Source organism: Bacillus sp. FJAT-42315 (assembly GCF_002797375.1).
Classification (GTDB): domain Bacteria; phylum Bacillota; class Bacilli; order Bacillales; family Domibacillaceae; genus Bacillus_CE.
In genome coordinates this window covers 368785-388227 of the sequence record NZ_KZ454941.1, presented here as the reverse complement: position 1 = coordinate 388227, position 19443 = coordinate 368785, and the positions used below count along the sequence as shown (strand labels likewise).

13 protein-coding genes are annotated in these 19443 nt (G+C 43.3%); 3 read left to right on the top strand and 10 right to left on the bottom strand.

Annotated features, from left to right (window positions below):
- Positions 1-15: 15 nt before the first annotated feature.
- The 4 genes from CEF22_RS01885 to CEF22_RS01870 all read right to left on the bottom strand — a co-directional run bounded on the left by CEF22_RS01885 (position 16) and on the right by CEF22_RS01870 (position 4817).
- Complete coding sequence (locus CEF22_RS01885) at positions 16-1158, bottom strand: S-layer homology domain-containing protein (protein WP_100401512.1); 1143 nt, start codon at positions 1156-1158, stop codon at positions 16-18.
- Positions 1159-1631: 473 nt separating this feature from the next.
- Entirely contained in the window at positions 1632-2729 is a 1098-nt protein-coding gene (locus tag CEF22_RS01880) for a glycosyltransferase family 4 protein (RefSeq protein WP_100401511.1), read from the bottom strand.
- A 63-nt stretch (positions 2730-2792) separates the two neighbouring features.
- Entirely contained in the window at positions 2793-3509 is a 717-nt protein-coding gene (locus tag CEF22_RS01875) for a WecB/TagA/CpsF family glycosyltransferase (RefSeq protein ID WP_100401510.1), read from the bottom strand.
- Between the two features lie 9 nt (positions 3510-3518).
- A complete protein-coding gene (locus tag CEF22_RS01870; RefSeq protein WP_100401509.1) occupies positions 3519-4817 on the bottom strand; it encodes a nucleotide sugar dehydrogenase in 1299 nt (432 codons plus the stop codon).
- Between the two features lie 169 nt (positions 4818-4986).
- On the opposite strand from CEF22_RS01870, the gene csaB reads away from it, so the two are divergent.
- On the top strand, positions 4987-6093 hold the full coding sequence (gene csaB / locus CEF22_RS01865) for a polysaccharide pyruvyl transferase CsaB (protein WP_100401508.1): 1107 nt from the start codon (positions 4987-4989) through the stop codon (positions 6091-6093).
- Between the two features lie 16 nt (positions 6094-6109).
- Complete coding sequence (locus CEF22_RS01860) at positions 6110-7279, top strand: glycosyltransferase family 4 protein (protein ID WP_100401507.1); 1170 nt, start codon at positions 6110-6112, stop codon at positions 7277-7279.
- Positions 7280-7478: 199 nt separating this feature from the next.
- Here CEF22_RS01860 and CEF22_RS01855 read toward each other — a convergent pair whose 3' ends face one another.
- Positions 7479-8444 carry a nuclease-related domain-containing protein gene (locus CEF22_RS01855; protein WP_100401506.1) on the bottom strand — a complete coding sequence of 322 codons (966 nt, stop codon included), beginning with the start codon at positions 8442-8444 and terminating at the stop codon, positions 7479-7481.
- A gap of 260 nt (positions 8445-8704) precedes the next feature.
- Between CEF22_RS01855 and murJ the strand changes: the two genes are divergently transcribed.
- Positions 8705-10219 (top strand): murein biosynthesis integral membrane protein MurJ, encoded by a 1515-nt coding sequence (gene murJ / locus CEF22_RS01850; protein WP_100401505.1) that lies wholly within the window; start codon positions 8705-8707, stop codon positions 10217-10219.
- A 130-nt stretch (positions 10220-10349) separates the two neighbouring features.
- On the opposite strand, the gene CEF22_RS01845 is transcribed toward murJ, so the two are convergent.
- The 5 genes from CEF22_RS01845 to CEF22_RS01825 form a co-directional block, all read right to left on the bottom strand.
- Complete coding sequence (locus CEF22_RS01845) at positions 10350-12287, bottom strand: S-layer homology domain-containing protein (protein WP_100401504.1); 1938 nt, start codon at positions 12285-12287, stop codon at positions 10350-10352.
- 213 nt (positions 12288-12500) lie between these two features.
- Complete coding sequence (locus CEF22_RS01840) at positions 12501-14486, bottom strand: S-layer homology domain-containing protein (protein ID WP_198508001.1); 1986 nt, start codon at positions 14484-14486, stop codon at positions 12501-12503.
- A 125-nt stretch (positions 14487-14611) separates the two neighbouring features.
- Positions 14612-15604, bottom strand: a complete 993-nt coding sequence (locus CEF22_RS01835) for a C40 family peptidase (RefSeq protein WP_100401502.1) — start codon at positions 15602-15604, stop codon at positions 14612-14614.
- Positions 15605-15931: 327 nt separating this feature from the next.
- Complete coding sequence (locus tag CEF22_RS01830) at positions 15932-17854, bottom strand: S8 family peptidase (RefSeq protein ID WP_100401501.1); 1923 nt, start codon at positions 17852-17854, stop codon at positions 15932-15934.
- A 100-nt stretch (positions 17855-17954) separates the two neighbouring features.
- Positions 17955-19397 (bottom strand): N-acetylmuramoyl-L-alanine amidase, encoded by a 1443-nt coding sequence (locus CEF22_RS01825; RefSeq protein ID WP_100401500.1) that lies wholly within the window; start codon positions 19395-19397, stop codon positions 17955-17957.
- Between the last annotated feature and the right edge of the window lie 46 nt (positions 19398-19443).

Sequence of the window (19443 nt, the reverse complement as noted above, 5' to 3'; positions counted from 1 at the left end):
AGGAATCTTTACGTATTATTTCTTTACAATAACACCTTTTGCTACTTGCTCTTTTGTATGCTCAACACTTGATACTTGACCGCTAAATACGTTGGCATTGAATTTGTTCTTTGTTAGCTCATATTCTTTGCCATCGATTGTGATCGCGTAGCTTGTGCCACCTTGTAGGTTAGCTGGAAGTTGGTCGTGCTTTAATACAACGCCCCAAGTGTCAGTTACTGTATTGTCTTGGATTTCCCAAGCTGCTGCTGGAAGTGTATCTAAGACAGTTTCTTCTACAGGTGCTTTTTCTACTACGTCTACTACGCCAGCTTCAACTTCAGCTTTTGTATGCTCAACGCTTGATACTTGAACGCTGTATACATTTGAATTGAATTTGTTCTTTGTCAATTCATATGTTTTTTCTCCGATTGTGATCGTGTACTTTTCAGCATTTTGCATATCAGTTGGAAGCTTGTCATGTTGTAATACAACACCCCAAGTGTCAGTTACTGTATTGTCTTGTACTTCCCAAGCACCTTCTGGAAGGTCTTGTAATTCAATACCGCCAACTTCACCTAAGAAATCTTTCGCACGGAACATGAATAAAGCAAACTCACCACGAGTTACGTCTAGATCAGGCTCGAATGTTGTTTCTGTTTTACCCATTGTGATTTCGTTCGCAACAAGAGCGTCAACGTAGCCATCCCAGCTGCTGTTTACATCTGTGAATTCGTTTTTCGTGTCGCCAGCTTCTAATTGGTAAGCATTTGTTAAGATTTTTGCCATTTCAGCGCGAGTGATGTTCGCTTCTGGAAGGTAAGTTGTTTCTGTTTTACCGCTGATAATTTCTTCTGCGTAAAGAGCGTTAACTGCACCTTTCACACGAGAGTTAACATCCTCGAAAGGAGCGTCTTCATACGCATCAACATCTAATTGTAATGCATTAGCAATCATTACCGCTGCATCACCGCGAGTGATTGAATTCTCTGTACCGAAAGTAGTTTCAGTCGTACCTTTGGCAATATCGTTTTCTACTAGGTAATCAACAGCATCCTTGTAGTTTTTGTTTACATCAGTGAACTCTGCTGCAAATGCTGGAGTAACAGCTGTTGCTACTAGTGTAGCTGTTGCTGCAGTAGCAATGAATTTACGATAAGACTTTGGTTGGTAAGCCATGTAATAGTTCCTCCTGTTTTGTAATATGTTCTTTTAAACTATGAAATCAATCGGCAATAAAACCGATTGTTCCTTAAAAGGTGACAAGAGTTTCCCTGCTAAAACAAGAAATCCATGGGGTTCTATGTAACTTTAGGACAAATTAACAGATTTAAACTCAGTTACTATTCTATCAAAGTGCTATTTTTTTTCAACTATTTTTTCAGTCTTTTACGTTTCTCAACTAAACTGTAACATTTGTAAGAGTTTAGTAATGGTGAAATAACCACTCCCAAACAATTGGATAAATCTTACTGAAAAAATAATAGCCTTCTCATTATAAACTATTAGTCTAGGAAATTAAAGGATTAATTTAATAAATGTTGGATTAAATACTACTTTTTTAATAAAAAATTGGGGTTTTTGTAGAAATGATGTCGTTCGTTATGCACAAAAACCCCGAGAAGCAAGTTCTCGGGGCGACGTGTTCTTTCCTATATATTTGTTATTTTTGTGTACAATTGGCGATGGTCTTCGGCGAGCTGCTGAAGCGAGAAGCGCGCGGAGGCGAAGTTATAGAGCTGATCGCCCATTTCCGGTAATTGATCTTTGTGAGCGATCGCTTCCCGCAATGCTTGTTCGTATGCTTGCGCGTCTTTCGTTGGGACGATCCAGCCGGTTTGTTCATGGTCGATTAGTTCACCAACGCCGCCGACATCCGTCGTGATGATCGGCACGTGCTGATTAGCCGCTTCTAATAAAGCGAGCGGAAAGCTTTCGCTATAAGAAGCTAAGAGAGCCAAGTCGGAGGCGGCATAAATATGGTCGACGTCTGAGCGAAAGCCTAAGAAATGAACGTGGCGCTCAAGCTTGCGACGAGTTACTTCATTAATAAGTTCGTCTTCAATCGGACCGTCACCGACGAGCAGCAAGTGCGGCCGCTCTTCTTCCGAAAAGGCGGCCATCGCTTCAAACACGATCGTATGTCCTTTAATCGGATGAAGGCGAGCGACCATCGCCATCACAAAGTCGTCCTTCGTTAAGCCCCATTCACTGCGGGCAATCGCATTCGCTGTTTCATTCGTAAATTGGATGCCGTTGTAGACGGTTTGGATTTTGTCACTGTTAATGCCCAGTGTGATCAAGTTTTGCTTAAAGCGTTCCGACACAGCGAAGTAACCATCCATTTGTTTCACCGCATACATACTTAATGAAGTGAAGATTTTTCCTTTGATCCCTGATTTCACGAAATCAAGCGATGGATCGCTATGGACGGTCGTGACCCAGCGGATGCCGGTTTTCTTTTTAATGTAGATGCCAAAGAGATTGGCGCGCGGGCCGTGGGTATGTAAGATGTCGAAGCCTTCTTGTTGAATGAAGCTTGCGAGCTTGTTCAATACGGACAGGTCGTAGCGTGAGCTTTGCGAAAAGCATTCAGTGCGGATGCCGCTCTCCCTCGCTTCTTGTGACAGTTGCCCTTCTTGGAAGACAGCGAGCGTCACTTCTTCTGGTCGGAATTGTTCAAGCAGCGTGATGACGTGCTTACGCGAGCCGCCCTTTTCCCCGCCACTAATTAAATGAAGCACTTTCATGTTTTGCACCTCCAATATGCAAGAAGAGCTTTAAAGCGCATAGCGATTTAAAGCCCTTCAAGGTTATTTGCTTACAAGTATTTTGAGTAAGAATTTCGGTAAAGCCAGTTGGCGTTTGATCCGCTTCGGTTCTTTCATGAGGCGATACAGCCATTCTAAGCCAAATTTGCGGTAAAAGGCTGGCGCTCGCTTCACTTTTCCAGAATAGACATCGAAGCTACCGCCGACGCCTTGGAACACTTTCACATTTGGAAGCTTCGGCATACTTTCACGAATCCATAGCTCTTGGCGCGGGCTGCCGAGTGCCACGAACAGGAGGCCTGCTTTCGATTCGTTAATCTTTTGCACGAGCGCTTCTTGGTCTTGGACATAGCCGTTTTCATAACCTGCTACATGCAGATTCGGAATCGAGGCTTCAAGCTTTTCCTTCGCGGTACGCACGACTTCTTCCTTGGCACCGTAGAAAAAGACGCCATGCCCTTCTTGTGCGGCAAATTGGAGCAAGCGGCCCATCATATCGACACCAGTGACACGCTCGCGAATATCACCATTTTTCAGCTTGGAAGCAATGATCATCCCGATGCCATCAGGAATTTGGTATGTCGAATCGTTAATTAATTCTTTGACGAGCGGATCACGACCAGCGGTGATCACTTTTTCCGGGTTAACAGCAATGACGGTGGATTGCAGGTCATCTGCCATACGTATCTTAATGTCATCAATGATTTCATCGTACGTATACGGCGAGACCGATACACCTAAATATTGTTCTTTCTCCATGTGGAACCCCTAATTATTTATTGGTTTATTCGCTTGGATCGCTTGAAGATTCGTTAAGTCGCCGATGCGATGCACGGTAAGAGCGGCTTCTTTTTCAAGGTGCGAACAGTTCTTCGTATCAAAGATGACTGGTGTGTCCATCTTGGCGATCAGCTCTTGCGGATCTAACGCTTTAAATTCATTATGGTCCGTTAAAATGACGACAACGTTCGCCTCTGTGATCGCTTCTTCAAAGGAAGAAAGCTGGAAAGGTACTTGCTCGTCGCGAACGTGCGGATCATGAACGCGCACATCAAAGCGCGGGTTCGCTAGTACTTTCTCAACGATTTCAATCGCCGGGCTTTCGCGAACATCATCAATATTTCCTTTGTATGTGAGGCCGAAGAGCGCAATTTTTGGCGTTGGTAACTCGGCCGTTAATTTTATGATTTGCTCGATCACAAAGTCCGGCATCGAGTTGTTAATGTCGCGTGATAGCTGAATCATTAATGCTTCTTCCGGTGCTTTTTCGACGATGAAATACGGGTCAACCGCTAAGCAGTGACCGCCAACTCCTGGTCCTGGCTGATGAATGTTGACGCGCGGATGGCGATTCGCAAGCTCGATCACTTTGTGTGCATCAACGCCGAGGCGAGCAGCAATTTTCGTTAGTTCATTCGCTAATGCAATGTTAACGTCACGGAATGTATTTTCCATCAGCTTCGACATTTCCGCGGTGACTGCTTCTGTTTCTAGCACCTCACCTGTGACCACTTGACGGTAGACATCCGCCGCTTTTGTCGTCGCTTCCTTCGTTAAGCCACCGACGATGCGTGTGTTTTCCACAAGCTCGATTAAAATGCGACCAGGTAGCACGCGCTCTGGACAATGCGCAAGGTACACATCTTGTTCCGGGTCAAAGCCCGCTTCGCGAACGATCGGCGCAACGACATCGTCCATCGTCCGCGGTGGGATCGTCGATTCTACGATGATGATGTTTCCTTTTTGCAAATGAGGTACGACTGCTTTTGTCGCGCTTCTGACATACTCGACATTAGCGGTGCAATCTTCATGAATCGGTGTCGGTACAGAAATGATAAACACATCTGCTGCTTCTGGCTCTAATGACGCGCGCAGCTTGCCGGCATCAACAACTTGTTTGACGACTTCCGGAAGACCTACCTCCTCGATAATGATTTCACCTTTATTTAATCTTTCAACGACTTGTTTATTTACATCTACTCCAACGATATCAAAGCCAGCGCGAGCGAAAACAGCCGCAGTTGGCAATCCAATATATCCTAAACCAACAACACAAATCTTCTGCATGGCAAAAAATCCTTTCTAATTACAACTAGTGTGGATTGAATTTAATAACTTAACATAGTATAGCAAATTCGCTTTCACCTTGCACTAATTTCGTTGAATGTGGGTGGGTGAAATGATAAAATGAAGTTTAGCTTTTTAAGCGTATTTGACTGATGAGGAGGCTAACTTTTTGAAAGTTGTCATTTCAGGATTTTATGGATTAGGCAATACTGGGGATGAAGCGATCCTAGAAGCAATTGTAGATAATTTACGAAATGAAATCGATGATGTAGATATTACGGTGTTTTCCCTATCACCAGAACAGACGGCAAAGGAGCACAACGTCGACACCGTCTACCGCGGCTGGCGTCATGAGAATAAGGAGAAAGTGAAGGCTCTCCGCCAAGCAGATGTTTTAATTAGCGGCGGTGGTGGACTGCTTCAAGATACATATCCGACGAAGTTCTTGTTCGGCCCTCTTCCTTATTACTTATTGATTGCCTTTTTAGCAAAGTTGTGCGGAGCAAGGGTGATGTTTTTCTCTCAAGGAATTGGTCCAGTCACTTCGACTTGGGGTAAGATATTAATGAAGGTTTTCGCTAACCGAGCTGATTTTGTGACGGTGCGTGACCAATATTCAAAGGATTATTTACACAAGCTAGGCGTCACTCGCCCGCAAACGGTCGTGACCGCTGATATCGTGTTCGCTTTTCAGAAGAAGGAAGACGATTCGTGCATGAAGAGCTTGTCGTTGACTGGCGATGAGAAGCTAGTCGCTGTCTCGGTGCGCCCGTGGTTTGAGCATGATGATTATTACGAAAAGCTAGCGGATGCGCTCGATGAATTGATTGTGACTGATAGCATTACGCCGGTGTTTGTTCCGATGGAAGGCCATCATGATGTCGATGCATCGAAACGGGTGATGAAGTTAATGAAGAAAGCTGATGCTTGCCATTTGCTTGCTGGCGATTTCACACCGAATCAGTATTTGAATTTTATCGGGGAGTGCGACATGACGATCGGCTTACGATTGCATTCGTTAATTTTCTCCGCTTTAACGGCTGTGCCTCATGTCGGCATTAGCTATGATAAAAAGGTCGAAAGTTTATTGAAGCGTTCCGGCATGTGGGATTATTCGTTCCGCTTGGAGGAGTTCGATGCGGAGAAGCTGAAGGTGAACGCTCGCGAAGTGCTGTCTCGCCGCGCGGAATTGAGTGAAATGGTGGCTGTGAATGCCGCTTCGATGCGCCGTGACGCCTTAGAAAATATTGAACTACTAAAGAAAAAATTTATGTAAGGGGAGGGTTTTTCGAATGAAGATTTTGCTTGCGACCGTGTACCATTATCCACATACAGGTGGGTTGTCTACTCATGTGGCGACTTTGAAAGCTGGATTGGAAGCGCGCGGTCATGAAGTGGATATTTTATCATTTAGTGACATTCCTGAATTACAGCAAAACATGAAAGTGCGTGGCCCTGGCTTTTTAATGAATAAATTGTCTAAAGGGAAAGGCTTCGTGTTCGGCTTGCAGACGCGAAAGAAAATGCTACAAAAGCTAATGGAAGCAGTCAAGCATAAAAACTATGATGTCGTGAATGCGCAGGAAGTGTACGCAACATTTGCCGCTCTTGATGCCGGGCTGCCAGTTGTATCTACGGTGCATGGCTACTTAACATATGAGGCGTTGAGTGCTGGAAACATTTTAAAGGATAGCCCTGAAGAGAAGTTTTTGATGGGTGAAGAAGTGAAGGCGTACCGCAGCACACGCGCGATTATTACGGTGGACACGCGTATTAAAGAATATGTGCAACGTGAAGCGGGCATTACCGGTACGGCGATTCGCAACTTTATCAACGTCGATGACTTCCGTCCGGAGAAAGAGAAAAAAGCGGAATTTCGTCAAAAGCACGGCGTCGATGTCGATGTGCCTGTGTTCTTCGTCCCACGTCGCTTAACGAAGAAAAACGGCGTGATTTATCCGATTTTATCCATGCCAGCGGTGTTAGAGAAGTATCCGAACGCTCAGTTGATTTATGCGGGTACGGGAGAAGCGATGGATGAGATGAAACGATTGATCGCCGAGCATAAGCTGGAGAAAAGTGTTCGTTTGTTAGGTGCGATTCCGCATGACGTCATTAAAGAGTTTTACGCATTAGCTGATGTTGTGTTAGTGCCGAGCGTTCACTCTGCCGGCGTAGAAGAAGCCACTTCGATTTCCGCATTGGAAGCGATGGGCTCTGGTTCTCCACTGATCGCTTGTGCGGTTGGCGGACTGAAAGAAATCGTCGATCACAACGTCGATGGACTATTGACCGAAGAAAAAAACGTGGAAGAATTGTCCGCTGCGATGATCGAGTTATTGGATGACCCAGCGAAAGCTCAAGCATTTGCCGATCGTGCGCGGAAGAAAATTGAAGACGAATACTCTCACATGGCCGCAGCTGAGAAATATGAAGAAATTTATATGCAGGCTGTGAAGTGAGTGGTGGGCCACCTCGCCTTGGGCGGGGTGGTTTTTTCGTGGGTGCTGATGTGGTGCGATGCCGGTGCCGATGCCTAATTCGACATATTTCTCGCCCGATTCGACAGTCCGGGCGCCCAATTCCAGCGCCCGGGCGACTAATTCGACGCACCTCACAACCAATACGACAAAAAACAAGCCCAATCGCACAGGATTGGGCTTATTTCGGTAACGGCAAATAGTATCTTCGACTTCTTCGATTGCCACTCTGTGTTAGATTCATCGCGCCGAGCAGTTGTTTCGCAACGTTATTCGATTGCAGATGAAAGTAATGGCGAAATTGTTTGTTCGTGATGGCGGGGCTATGCAGGAGAGCGTAGTCTGCGAGCGCTGAAATGTGGGCATCTACTGATTGATGGTGACAACGCTGGCAACGCCATGTGCCGACTGCTCGTTTCATCGGTTGATGATGGCACTTTTCACATTTAGCACCTGTTAATAGTTCATCTTCTGAAATTTGCAGTTGACTGAGTACGTCGGGGCGATACGGTTGGTCATGTTTGAGTAATAACTGGGACAGTTTGCTCATTTCTGATCGGGTGAGCCGTTCGTTTGGATAACTCTTATGAAGGTGATCGAATTTAAATGGAATGGCGCTGGCGTGGGTGACGATTTGGAGTACCGTTTTGTGGGTGTGATTATTTTTGATCATTGTGGTTGGATTGCTGATGACGACGAATGGAACGATGGGCATAGCGGGGATTTTGTGCGAAGCAAGCCATGATTCGAGCTGCCTTTGTTGTCGCCGCACTTGTAAAATCGGGTCGGCGAAAGCTTCTTCTTTTTCCTCGGTGGTGCGAATCAGTTGATGGAACGTTTCGTCAAAGAACAGTTTGCCGGCGATGTTTTTCACTTCGAGGATGACAATGACGTTCGGACAAATAATGAGCGTGTCGATTTGGAAAAAATAATCGCCGCTCGAAAGCCGCATGTTGTGGAGGATGAGATAGTCATCGGGAAGAAACGATAAGTGGTAGTCAATTGATTGCTCGCCGCGGTATCCGGCTCGGCTTCTAGCCAATTCGTCTTCGATTACGGAATGTTTCATGTGGTGCTCGGGTAGGTTACGCTTCAATGCCTCTAACATCGAGATCTTTAAAGGGATCGTTCTTGCTTTTACTAACACATTTTCACTCCTTTCTATAAGGAAATATTTCTACAACGTCTGACAATATTCCTTCGCGACATTTGTCCCGCATTAACGGGCTGTAAGATCCCCACCTCAACGTGGCAAGAAGTACCAACTGGCAGATGGGGGATCAACAGCCCGTAGATGCCCGATTAGTTCAACTAACAATCAGTGGGGGATAAAGAAAACCCCCACTGATTGAAGTTTCACTTTATGTTATTATTAGTTAGATTGATATTTTGAATGAGGTGGAGTTCGTGTCGTTAAAGAAAACGGCTCTTTGGCTTGTTGTGCTTTCGCTTGTCGTGAAGCTTTCGGGCTTTTTACGGGAAAGTATTATTGCGCGCGAGTTTGGAGCGACTAGTTATACAGATGGATATTTATTGGCGTTTTCATTTATTACGTTAGTGATTGCTATTATTTCGGGCGGGTTTAACAATGTGTTTTTACCGCTGTATGTCAAAAAGAAGAAAGAAGCTCCAGAAGCAACCGAGCGAAATGCGAACGGGGTCATGAACGCAACGGTCGTCATCTTTTTGGTGATTTCCGTATTAGGATGGCTACTTAGTCCATCGTTTGTCCCGCTCATTTATCCGAAAAGCACCGGATTAACGGCGGAAGTAACGATTGAAATTACGCAATTTTTCTTCTTATTTATGAGTGCGATTGCGTTGAATGGGATTTTGGATTCTTATTTACAGGCGCAACGAATTTTTGTCCCGTCACAAATGTCCAAGTTGTCGGCTACGTTGATGGGAGCCGTATTTGCGCTGTTGTTCTCTGATCAATGGGGCATTAACAGCTTAGCGTACGGATTCATTTTCGGAACGATTGTTGGGATCGGGATTCAATTATTTTTCCTACTGAGAAAAGGGTATCAGTGGCAACCAACGCTTAAAGTAGAAGAAGAATTTCGACGCTCCTTTCTTGTGTTACTCGTGCCTTCGCTATTAAATGCTGGGGTTGGACAAATTAATATGTTTGTCAATAAAGCCTTTGCGGTGAGTACGATTCCGGGAGCGGTCACTTATTTGAACAATGCGAGCTTGATTACGAGCATTCCGCATACGATTTATGGGACGACGATTGCGGTCGTTATTTTTACCCTGTTGTCTGAACAAGTGAATAATCAAAAAAAGTTTCAAAATACGTTTTTCATGGGGATACAAATTTCGTTAGTGACGCTCGCTCCGATTGCGGCCGGCTTGTTCCTAGTTGGAGAAGAAGCGATTTCCTTTATTTTTGAGCGCGGGAAATTCGGTGCGGATGATACGCATAACACGTATTTGGCGCTAGTGTATTATTTGCCGATCGTTGTCGCGCAAGGCTTGCAGTACATCGTCTCGAAATCGATGTATGCTCAAGGAAAAACAAATATTATTTTCCGCATCAGTGTCACGACGATTGCGCTAAATTTCTTTTTGAACTGGTTGTTTGTCGAGCCATTTGGCTACCCTGGTCTGGCGCTGACAAGCTCGTTCATTTCCGTTTATTATTTAGTCGTAAGTACGATTTTTGTTTATAAAGATTTCGAGAAAAAAGAAGCGACACGTTTGTTTGGCTTAATCGGTCGAGTGACAGTCGTTACCGCCGTAATGGTCGGACCGCTTTATTTGTTAAAAGCGTTCACCCCAATTTCTGAGCTGTATTCGCTTTGGCAGCTGATGATCATCGTGCCGCTTGGAGTTGTGCTGTATGTCTTTGGCCTGTTTGTATTTTATAAAGAAGGCTTCCGCCAGCTGTTATCGATGGTGAAGCGGAAAGTGAAATAGTGGTGGGCCGTGCTAGGTCGTATGACTAATTCGACATCGTTTTCGCCCGATTCGACATGATTTATGCCCAATTTAGCTCGCATTACGCCCAAAAAAGCCTTTAAAGCGACCGCTTTAAAGGCTTTTTGACTTACTTTGCAATTGGTAATGTCGTTAAGTAGCGGGAACTGACGTAGCCCTCGTTGTATCTCAAGTCGTCTGAGACGATTTTTTGCCAAGTGCTTGATTGACCAAGGTAAGCGACTGGCATCCCTTTTAATTTGTATTGGTATTGAATCGTGCCGTTTGGTGTCGCGCGAACATTAAGTTCTGCGGCATTGGTCACACCTAGTTGATATTGGCCGAAGTCTTTACGTCCGAGTGCTTTGTCGATGCGGTACATATGTCCGCCGACTTTGGCACCCCACCATGCATCAGAAGCGTATTTCACGTTGATGCCGTTCGCTTTTGTTCCAGGTGCACTGCCGTAAGCGCGCCACGTATTTGGCATTAAGTAGCCACCCCGCCAGTCGATGTTGGCATTCAGATATTGATCAGCCAATGCATACACGCTTTCTGCTGGCGATTTAAATTTCGCCCCTTGATCTGGTGCGCTATCATACACAGCGATGCCAAATAAGTTGTTGATAGTTTGTGCGTGTTTACTCATGCCATAATCACTTTCATGGTTGGCCATTCCCAGAATCATCAGCGCATTGACACGTTTAGCCGCCTCTACTTTTTTCAATGTCGCGCCGAGGCCGATCAGCTTACTTTTCTTCGTCGCATCTTTGTATTTGGCCAAACCTGTTGCTTCTTTTTCGGCTAGAACTTTCTTAATATAGCTATCTAGTTGAGCTGCTGTGTAGCTTGTTTTCGTTCTAGCTGATAGGAATTGGAAATATTGATAGGCAGTACCTACTTTTTTTCCTGCTCCGTTGTAAAAAATTGCACCATCGAAGCTATAGTATTTCTGATTTTTGCTCATAAATGAAGGAGCGGCGCCTGCATGATAGGAAGTATATCTATCGTAATCATAAAGATAATGATACAGCTCACCATTCACATTTTTGTAGTAGCTGCGACCTTTTGCCCCTTCAAATGGAACAAGCAAAGCGTCGCTTAGTTTCATATAGAAGTTTTCCCCACCGATATATATTTGGACAAATTGATCTGTCGATGTCACGTACTTTAACTCGGTCGTTCCGTATTTAGCAGAGCTAGGTACAGACGCTTTAATCGTTTTAAATTTTGGGTCCGTATATAAATTGACCGTCGCTGCTGATTTTGACTTGGCGTACACTAATCCGCTGTGTGCTTTCATGTAAATGATCTTTTTATTGAGCGTGACGACTTCTTGCTTTTGGCTTGTCATCGCTTGTTTTGCTTCTTCAAACGAGTTATAAGAGGCGGACGCGTAAGTCAATGTTCCGCTCTTATCAATATTGGCTACTTGGTAAGGCTTTGCTGGTTCTGGCTTGATGTCCTCTCCTGCTGCCACTAACAAACGATAAATAAACGCCGCTGCGTGAGCACGAGTTGTTCGTTCATCTGGACGAAACGTATGTTTGTCATAGCCTGAAATGATATTCATTGCTACATTTTTATGAATCGCTTTTTTCTCATCCGAGCTTAAATGATTAATGTCGGAAAAAGGAGATTCTGTGTATGTAACCTCTACTTTTAAATAATCTAAAGAGTTGCTAATCATGACAGCGGCATCTTTTCTTGTAACGAATGCTCCCGGATTGAATTTTCCAGTCGAATCTCCGTTCACAATGTTCGCTGCAGCCGCCGCGTTTACTCCATAAGCTAGTGACGAGCTGGCTGGCACATCAGAAAAGGCTGGTTTTCCTGCTGGAAGTTTCAGTGCTCTAGCGATAAAAGTCACAAATTCCCCCCGTGTCACTTTTTTCTCCGGCTTATACACGCCATTGCCATAGCCGTGCATAATCCCCGCTTTAACCATCGTCCGAATTTCTTTTTCCAACGTGATTCCTGTAATATCATCTGCCTTCGCCGTTAAAGGAGATAAGAATGGAACTAGCAACACTAGCGACATCATCATGGTGAAAAATTTCCTTAACATAAAAAATGATACTCCTTTCTATTTTTTCATACTCTTTTATTCTATCGTATTACAAATAGTAAATTAAGGGTTAAATAGAATTTTAGGGAAGATGATAAAAAACCCATGCCTAATTCGACATAACTCTCGCCCAATCCGACACGATTCACACCCAATTTAGCCTTCACTACGCCCAAAAAACCTTTAAAGCGGCCGCTTTAAAGGTTTTTTGACTTATTTTGCAATTGGCAATGTCGTTAAGTAACGGAAACTAACGTAGCCTTCTTGGTATTGCAAGTCGTCCGAGATGATTTTCTGCCAAGTCGTTCCTGCACTTGCTGTTGTGCTACCAAGGTAAGCGACTGGCATCCCTTTTAGTTTGTATTGATACTGAATGTCGCCGTTTGGTGTCACGCGAACATTAAGTCCTTCAGTATTTGTTTGACCTAGTTGGTATTTGTTAAAGTCTTTGCTTCCAAGCGCTTTGTCAATACGATACATATGACCGCCTACTTTAGAGCCCCACCATGCGTCGGAAGCATACTTCACATTGATACCATTCGCTTTTGTTCCTGGTGCGCTACCGTATGAGCGCCATGTGTTCGGCACTAAGTAGCCGCCTCTCCAGTCAGTGTTAGCATTCAAGAATAAATCAGCTAATGCATAGACACTTTCAGCTGGTGATGCGAAAGTTGCGCCTTGGTCTGGTGTGCTATCGTAGACAGCAATTCCGAATAAGTTATTATTCGTTTGCGCATGTTGACTCATGCCATAGTTACTTTCGTGGTTCGCCATCGCTAAAATCATAAGCGCATTGATTCGTTTTTCTGCCTCTACTTTTTTCAATGTCGCGCCGAGGCCGATCAGCTTACTTTTCTTCGTGGCCTCTTTGTAACTCGCTGAACCTGTTGCTTCTTTTTCAGCTAGAACCTTCAAAATATAGTTATCTAGTTCAGCTGCTGTGTAGTTCGATGTTGTTCTTGCAGATAGGAATTGGAAATATTGATAGGCTGTTCCTACTTTATTTCCTTGTTCATTGTAAAAGTTTCCATTATCAAAGCTGTAGTATTTCTCGTTACTGCTCATAAATGAAGGAGCGACTCCTGCATTATAGGAAGCATATTTAGTTGTATCATAATTATAGAGGTAATGATAAAGCTCGCCATTGACATTTTTGTAGTAGCTACGACCTTTTGCCCCTTCAAATGGAACAAGCAAAGCATCGCTCGGCTTCATATAATAGTCTTCCCCACCGAGGTTCACTTGAACGTACTGATCGGTAGACGTCACATATTTTAATTCGGTGGTGCCGTATGTAGCAGAACTAGATACATAGGTTTTCGCTGTTTTGAACAACGAATCGGTGTATAAGTTAACCGTTGCCGCAGATTTTGGCTTGGCATACACTAACCCACTGTTCTCTTTCATGTAGATGATTTTTTGATTGAACGTAACCAGTTCATTCCCTTGACTTGTCATCGCACGCTTTGCTTCTTCAAAAGAATCATAGGAAGTCAGAGCGTAAGTTAACGTTCCAGCCGAATCGATATTTGCTACTTGATAAGGTTTGACTGGTTCTGGTTTTGGCTCGGGTGGTGGTGTTCCTCCCCCATCTAAATTCTCTACAGCTTGTAGCATGCGGTAAATAAATGCGGCTGCATGTGCACGTGTTGCTTGATCATTTGGGCCAAAAGTGTGTTCGTTATATCCTGAAATGATTTTCAGAGTCACACTTTTATTAATCGCATTTTTATGAGCTGTGCTTAACCCAGTGATATCTGAAAAGCTAGATTCATTATATGTAACATCTACTTTTAAATAATCTAAGGCGTTGCTGATCATTAAAGCCATATCTTTTCTTGTAATCGATAGTTGCGGATTAAACTTTCCATCTGAATATCCGTTAACAATCTTCGCTGCGGCCGCTGCATTCACCCCGTAAGCAAGCGAAGAGCTAGACGGCACATCAGGAAAAGTGGGCGCCCCTTCTGGAAGCTTCAATGCTCGAGCGATAAAGGTAGCGAATTCTCCGCGTGTCACTTTTTCGTTTGGTTTATAAATTCCATCACCATAACCTTGGATAACCCCTGCTTCTACCATAGCTCGAAGCTCTTTCTCTAACGTTATTCCTGAAATATCATCCGCTTTGGCGTTTAAAGGCGATAAAAACGGGAATAACAAAACTAGCGACATAACAACAGCAAAAAACTTTTTTTGCATAAAAGGTGGAACTCCTTTCGATACCCATTTTTCCATACTCTCTTATTCTATCTGATCTATATAAATAAATTAAGAGGTGCTTATATTTTTTTTCTAAAAAAAACCTTGGAAAAATCCCAAGGCTATTATCGAGCATTCATTGAATTGTAAAGTGCGGCTGAGAAAGTCGCGCGCGTTGCACGGCTTGGACCGTTATAATTAGCTGTATTGAATACGCCTGTTTGATCAATTAGTTTCATCGCAGTAATTGCTTCGTATGCCCAGCTATCAGATCTCACATCGCTGTAGCTATTCCCAGCAGCTGTCGCATTACCTAAGTTTAATTCATAAGCTTTTTTCAAAATAGCAGCCATTTCTGTTCGTGTAATATAAGAGTACGGTCTATACGTTTGATCGGCGAAACCGTTGATGATTCCTGCCTCACGAATCGCTGCAATATCTTTGGCAAACGGGTTAGATGGATCTACATCTGTAAACTGTGAAAGGTTCATCGCTTCCAAATTCAATTCACGATTAAGGAATGCAGCCGCTTGTCCACGCGTCACAGGTTCATTAGGTTTAAATGTATAGTCGCTATATCCGTTGATGATTTTTTTGTCTGTTAAATCTTCAATCGCGTCAAATGCTAAATGGCTAGATGACACATCTTTAAATTTTCCATCCAATATACGTTTTGCTCCTGCATATTTCGGACCCCAGTAAGAGTTACTTAAAGAGACAAGAGCAATTCCCTTGCTAGTCGTTGCATTTAAAACCATGTTGTCGCCCGCATAAATCCCAACATGTGAAATTCCAGGCTTATATGTATTAGCAAAGAATACTAGGTCACCTATTTGTAATTGACTTTTAGAAACCGAAGTCCCAATATTGTATTGCTGTCCAGTCGTTCTCGGGATCGAGATACCTTGATTCTTATACACATATTGAGTAAATCCTGAGCAATCAAAACCACTCGGCGTCGTACCACCAAACACATAACGTACACCCATAAACTTTTTTCCGTAATTAATAAGTGACTCTCCGATCGATGCTGCTTGCGTATGAGACATTGGTAAGAACAGCGTCAACATCAGCAAAAAAGCCATTGCAGGAGCCATAATCTTCCTGTACCTATTCACTTCCTAACCTCCTAAAATATTTTCTTCGTATGTTATTAATTTCATTTTATCAAAAATATGCCCATCTTTCGTTTACGGTTGCATTACATTACTATTTCGTCACGTAAACAACAAAAAACCCTATAAAATCAAGCTTTTTCAACAATATATCTTTATTTATTATCCATAATTAACTAGGTTCTTTTGTTATTAGTATTTTTTATTACAAATAACGCGTAACACTGAAATATTTCAGTTATTTAATGGTAGATACTAAATATAGTAGGTGTTCGACTAATCCACACGAAAGAAGCTGACCACACATGGTAGTCAGCTTCACTCAGTTTGTTATCTTAAGTCTTTGTTTTCTGCTCTTGCTAGGAAGACGGAGAAACTCGCTCGGTCAATATTTCCATAAGGTCGGAAAGTGCCGTCTAGATAACCGCCTACAATTTTTTGAGCAGCTAAGGCGTTAATGAATTGGTTGCCTGTGACGTTTGAACTGACGTCTTTGAAGGTGCCGCCTGTTTGCGGAGCCACCTCGTATGCTTTAGCGATTAGGATCGCCATTTGTGCGCGTGTCACTTGTTCGTTCGGACGGAATGTGCCATCTGAATAGCCAGAGACAATTTTTTTCTCAGCTAGCGCTTCTACGTATGGGGCGCTCACTGTCGATTGAACGTCTGTAAATCGAGGCGTTCGGCTAGATGTGTCGACACCAATCGCTCGACCGACTAATATGGCTGCATCGCCGCGAGTGAGCGGCTTGCTTGGTTGGATCGTTCCATCTGGATATCCTTGCAAAATTTTTTGGTGGTGTAAATACGTCATGTGGCGATTGTACCAATGAGAAAGCGATAAGTCCTTGAAGGCTGGGCCAGGATTATTCACTTCTAAATTAACAAAGTTTAAGTCTCCCGATTGATCAGCTGAAGGATAAAAATGATACTCAATCGTTCCTTTCGATGCATAATCGACCACTTCAGTAGCTGTTACATTGCTAGCAATGAGCTTGCCGGCGCGATACATGTTAAAGCTATTGTATTTATTGATCAGTTGGCTAGTGTCAAACGTGATCTTTCCTTGACCATCCGTTGTGTATGGAACTGCGATATCTCCATTCACTGATTGTTTGTCTATTTGAGCTAAGCCGTAACCATAATAGATGTCACGACCTTTAGCACCAAGATCCATGGCGTTTTTCTGTAGTAACATTCGAATTTGACGATTTGTCATTTCGGGATATTTCTCTTTATACAATGCAATAAGGCCCGTCACATAAGGGGCGGCCATCGAAGTCCCTGACATCATGTCATAGCCGCTCACATATAGTGAAGTCGGGACGGTGCTGTAAATATTTTCACCTGGCGCCGCCAATTCTACTTCGCTACCGATGGAAGATAGGTCTCCAATTTGTTTCTTATTATCGATTGATGAGACGGCGATCACTTCATTGAATTTAGCTGGATACTGAACGGAGGATTGGTCTCCTGCCCATGGTGGACCTTCATTTCCAGCCGCTGCAACAATGATTACACCGCTATCATAGGCTTGTTTCACCATTCGTTCTAATGCTTCATCATAGTCAGACGATGTAATACTAATATTGAGCACATTGATGTCGTGCTTGATCGCCCACTCAATACCTGCCATAACAGTTGAAATTGTACCTATTCCATTCTTATCTAACACTTTAATGGAATAGAGCTGGGCTTGTGGTGCGATGCCAACTACGCCAATGCCGTTATTTTTTGCTCCGATAACGCCAGCTACATGAGTGCCATGCCCAGCATCATCATTATAAGAATTTTTACAGCCTCGCACGTCAACGATCGTCATGAAGCAAGCTCCCCCTGCAACTTGCAAATCAGGATGCTTCGTATCGACACCTGAATCAATGATAGCGATTTTGACTCCCTTGCCGCTTAGGGTAGATGGAACTCGCTTATCAGCTCCGACCATTTTATAGCCATAAGGAATGACCTGACCGCTTTTTTCTATCGGTTGGTCATATTGAATCATTTGAATGTCTGGATGGCTCGCAAGCAATTCTTTCTGGTCTTCTGTCACATTCACTGCTGCGGCAGGTAATTCATCAAAAATAAAATTAATCTCTTCCGTGTTTTCTTCTAATAACGCACGATTCACTTCATCGTGAAAAAACACGATCGCTCTTTTCCCTTCAATCGTGTTTGCTTTGGAAATTGATGGGGTAATAGAAAAGCAGAGTAACGCAACGAAGAATAGAAGATGGTATTTGATGTTTTTCACAACATTCACCTCTCTTTTTGTAAAAAATAAAAGGAAGGCTATTAAAGCCTCCCTTTCATTCTAACGTGAATGCGATTATTATTCTATTTTATTTTCTTTACTATTTTGCGACAGAATATAACGAGTCTACGTTGTATCCTTTTGCTTTATAGTAATCTAACACTCCATAATAAATAGCTTTCGCCGCTGCTTGTTGCCAGTAAGCTGATGTCAGCTTAGCGTTGTCGTTCTTGTTGTCAATGAAGCCTAACTCTAATAAAGTCGCTGGCATCGTATTTTCACGAAGCACGTGTAGACTCTTTGATTTGACGCCGCGGTCCTGTAAGTTCCACGCAGCGATTAGACGTTTTTGAATCTTCGTTGCTAGCAATTTACTATCTGCTGTATGTGGATTGGTTCTAGAAGAATAATAGTATGTTTCTGTTCCATTTGCTGATCCATTAAACGCATTGGCATGGATGCTGACAAATATGTTCCCTTTTACCGCTTGCGCATAGCTTACTCGATTACTTAGAGACACGTATTTATCTGTTGAACGAGTCATTTTCACTTGAAAAGGTGATTTCTTGAAAATGTCGTTCACCTTGAGACTAGTTGCTAGAAGAACTTCTTTTTCGCTAACGCCAAACCCGCTCGAACCTGGGTCATGTCCGCCGTGACCAGGGTCTAACACGATCACTTGGTCTTTAATTCGCGGATCGTAATTACCTGTTGGTGGTTCTGGTTTCGGATCTGGGTTCGTTGCCCCTCCCGAGTCCCCTTTTCCATCTAAATAATTGCCATGTACAAAACCTTTAATAGAACCTGCTTTTATGTAATACCATGCTCCTACTGAATAAGCACCTTGTACAGCTAATCCTTTGTTCAATGAGCTAACTTTTGTATAAGCTACATTCGGACCTGTTCTAACATTGAGGTTATCTGTGTTTACAGTCAAATTTTGAGAAAAGTCGATTGCACTCGGATTTACTCGAAAATCTACATTAATCGCTCTTGCTAAAAAGACCGAGAAATCAGCACGAATAATCTGTTTAGACACACCAAAAGACCCGTCAGCTAAGCCTTGAGCAATGCCTCTAGACATAAGAGCCTGAGCTGCTCCACCACTAGTACCATTAAACGAGTATCCAAATGCCTTACTGATCATGATCGCCATTTCGCCACGATTGACTACTCGATTTGGTTCAAATTTACCATTACCATATCCTGAAACGATGCCTTTATCGACAGCTGATTGGATATAACCAGATGCAAACATACTTGAACCAACGTCGTTAAAGCTTGTTGCCCTTTGTGTACCGTTTAATTGCAACGCGCGGCCAATGAAGGTTACTGCTTCTGCCCGAGTAACGGTTTGATTCGGATTAAATTTACTACTAGCGCCTTGTGCAATGCCCCCTTGAGCTAAATAATTAATCTCTTTCGCTGCTCTGTATGAGCTTGGTACATCTACGAAAGTACTAGCAAATGCTGTGGTTTTTACACCTAACATAGGAATGACTAAAAGAAACGACAAAAATACTAAAAAAGCCCTTCTCTTCACACTCCTACCTCCCTTCTTATTTGCCTTCATTCTAACATATCTGCTT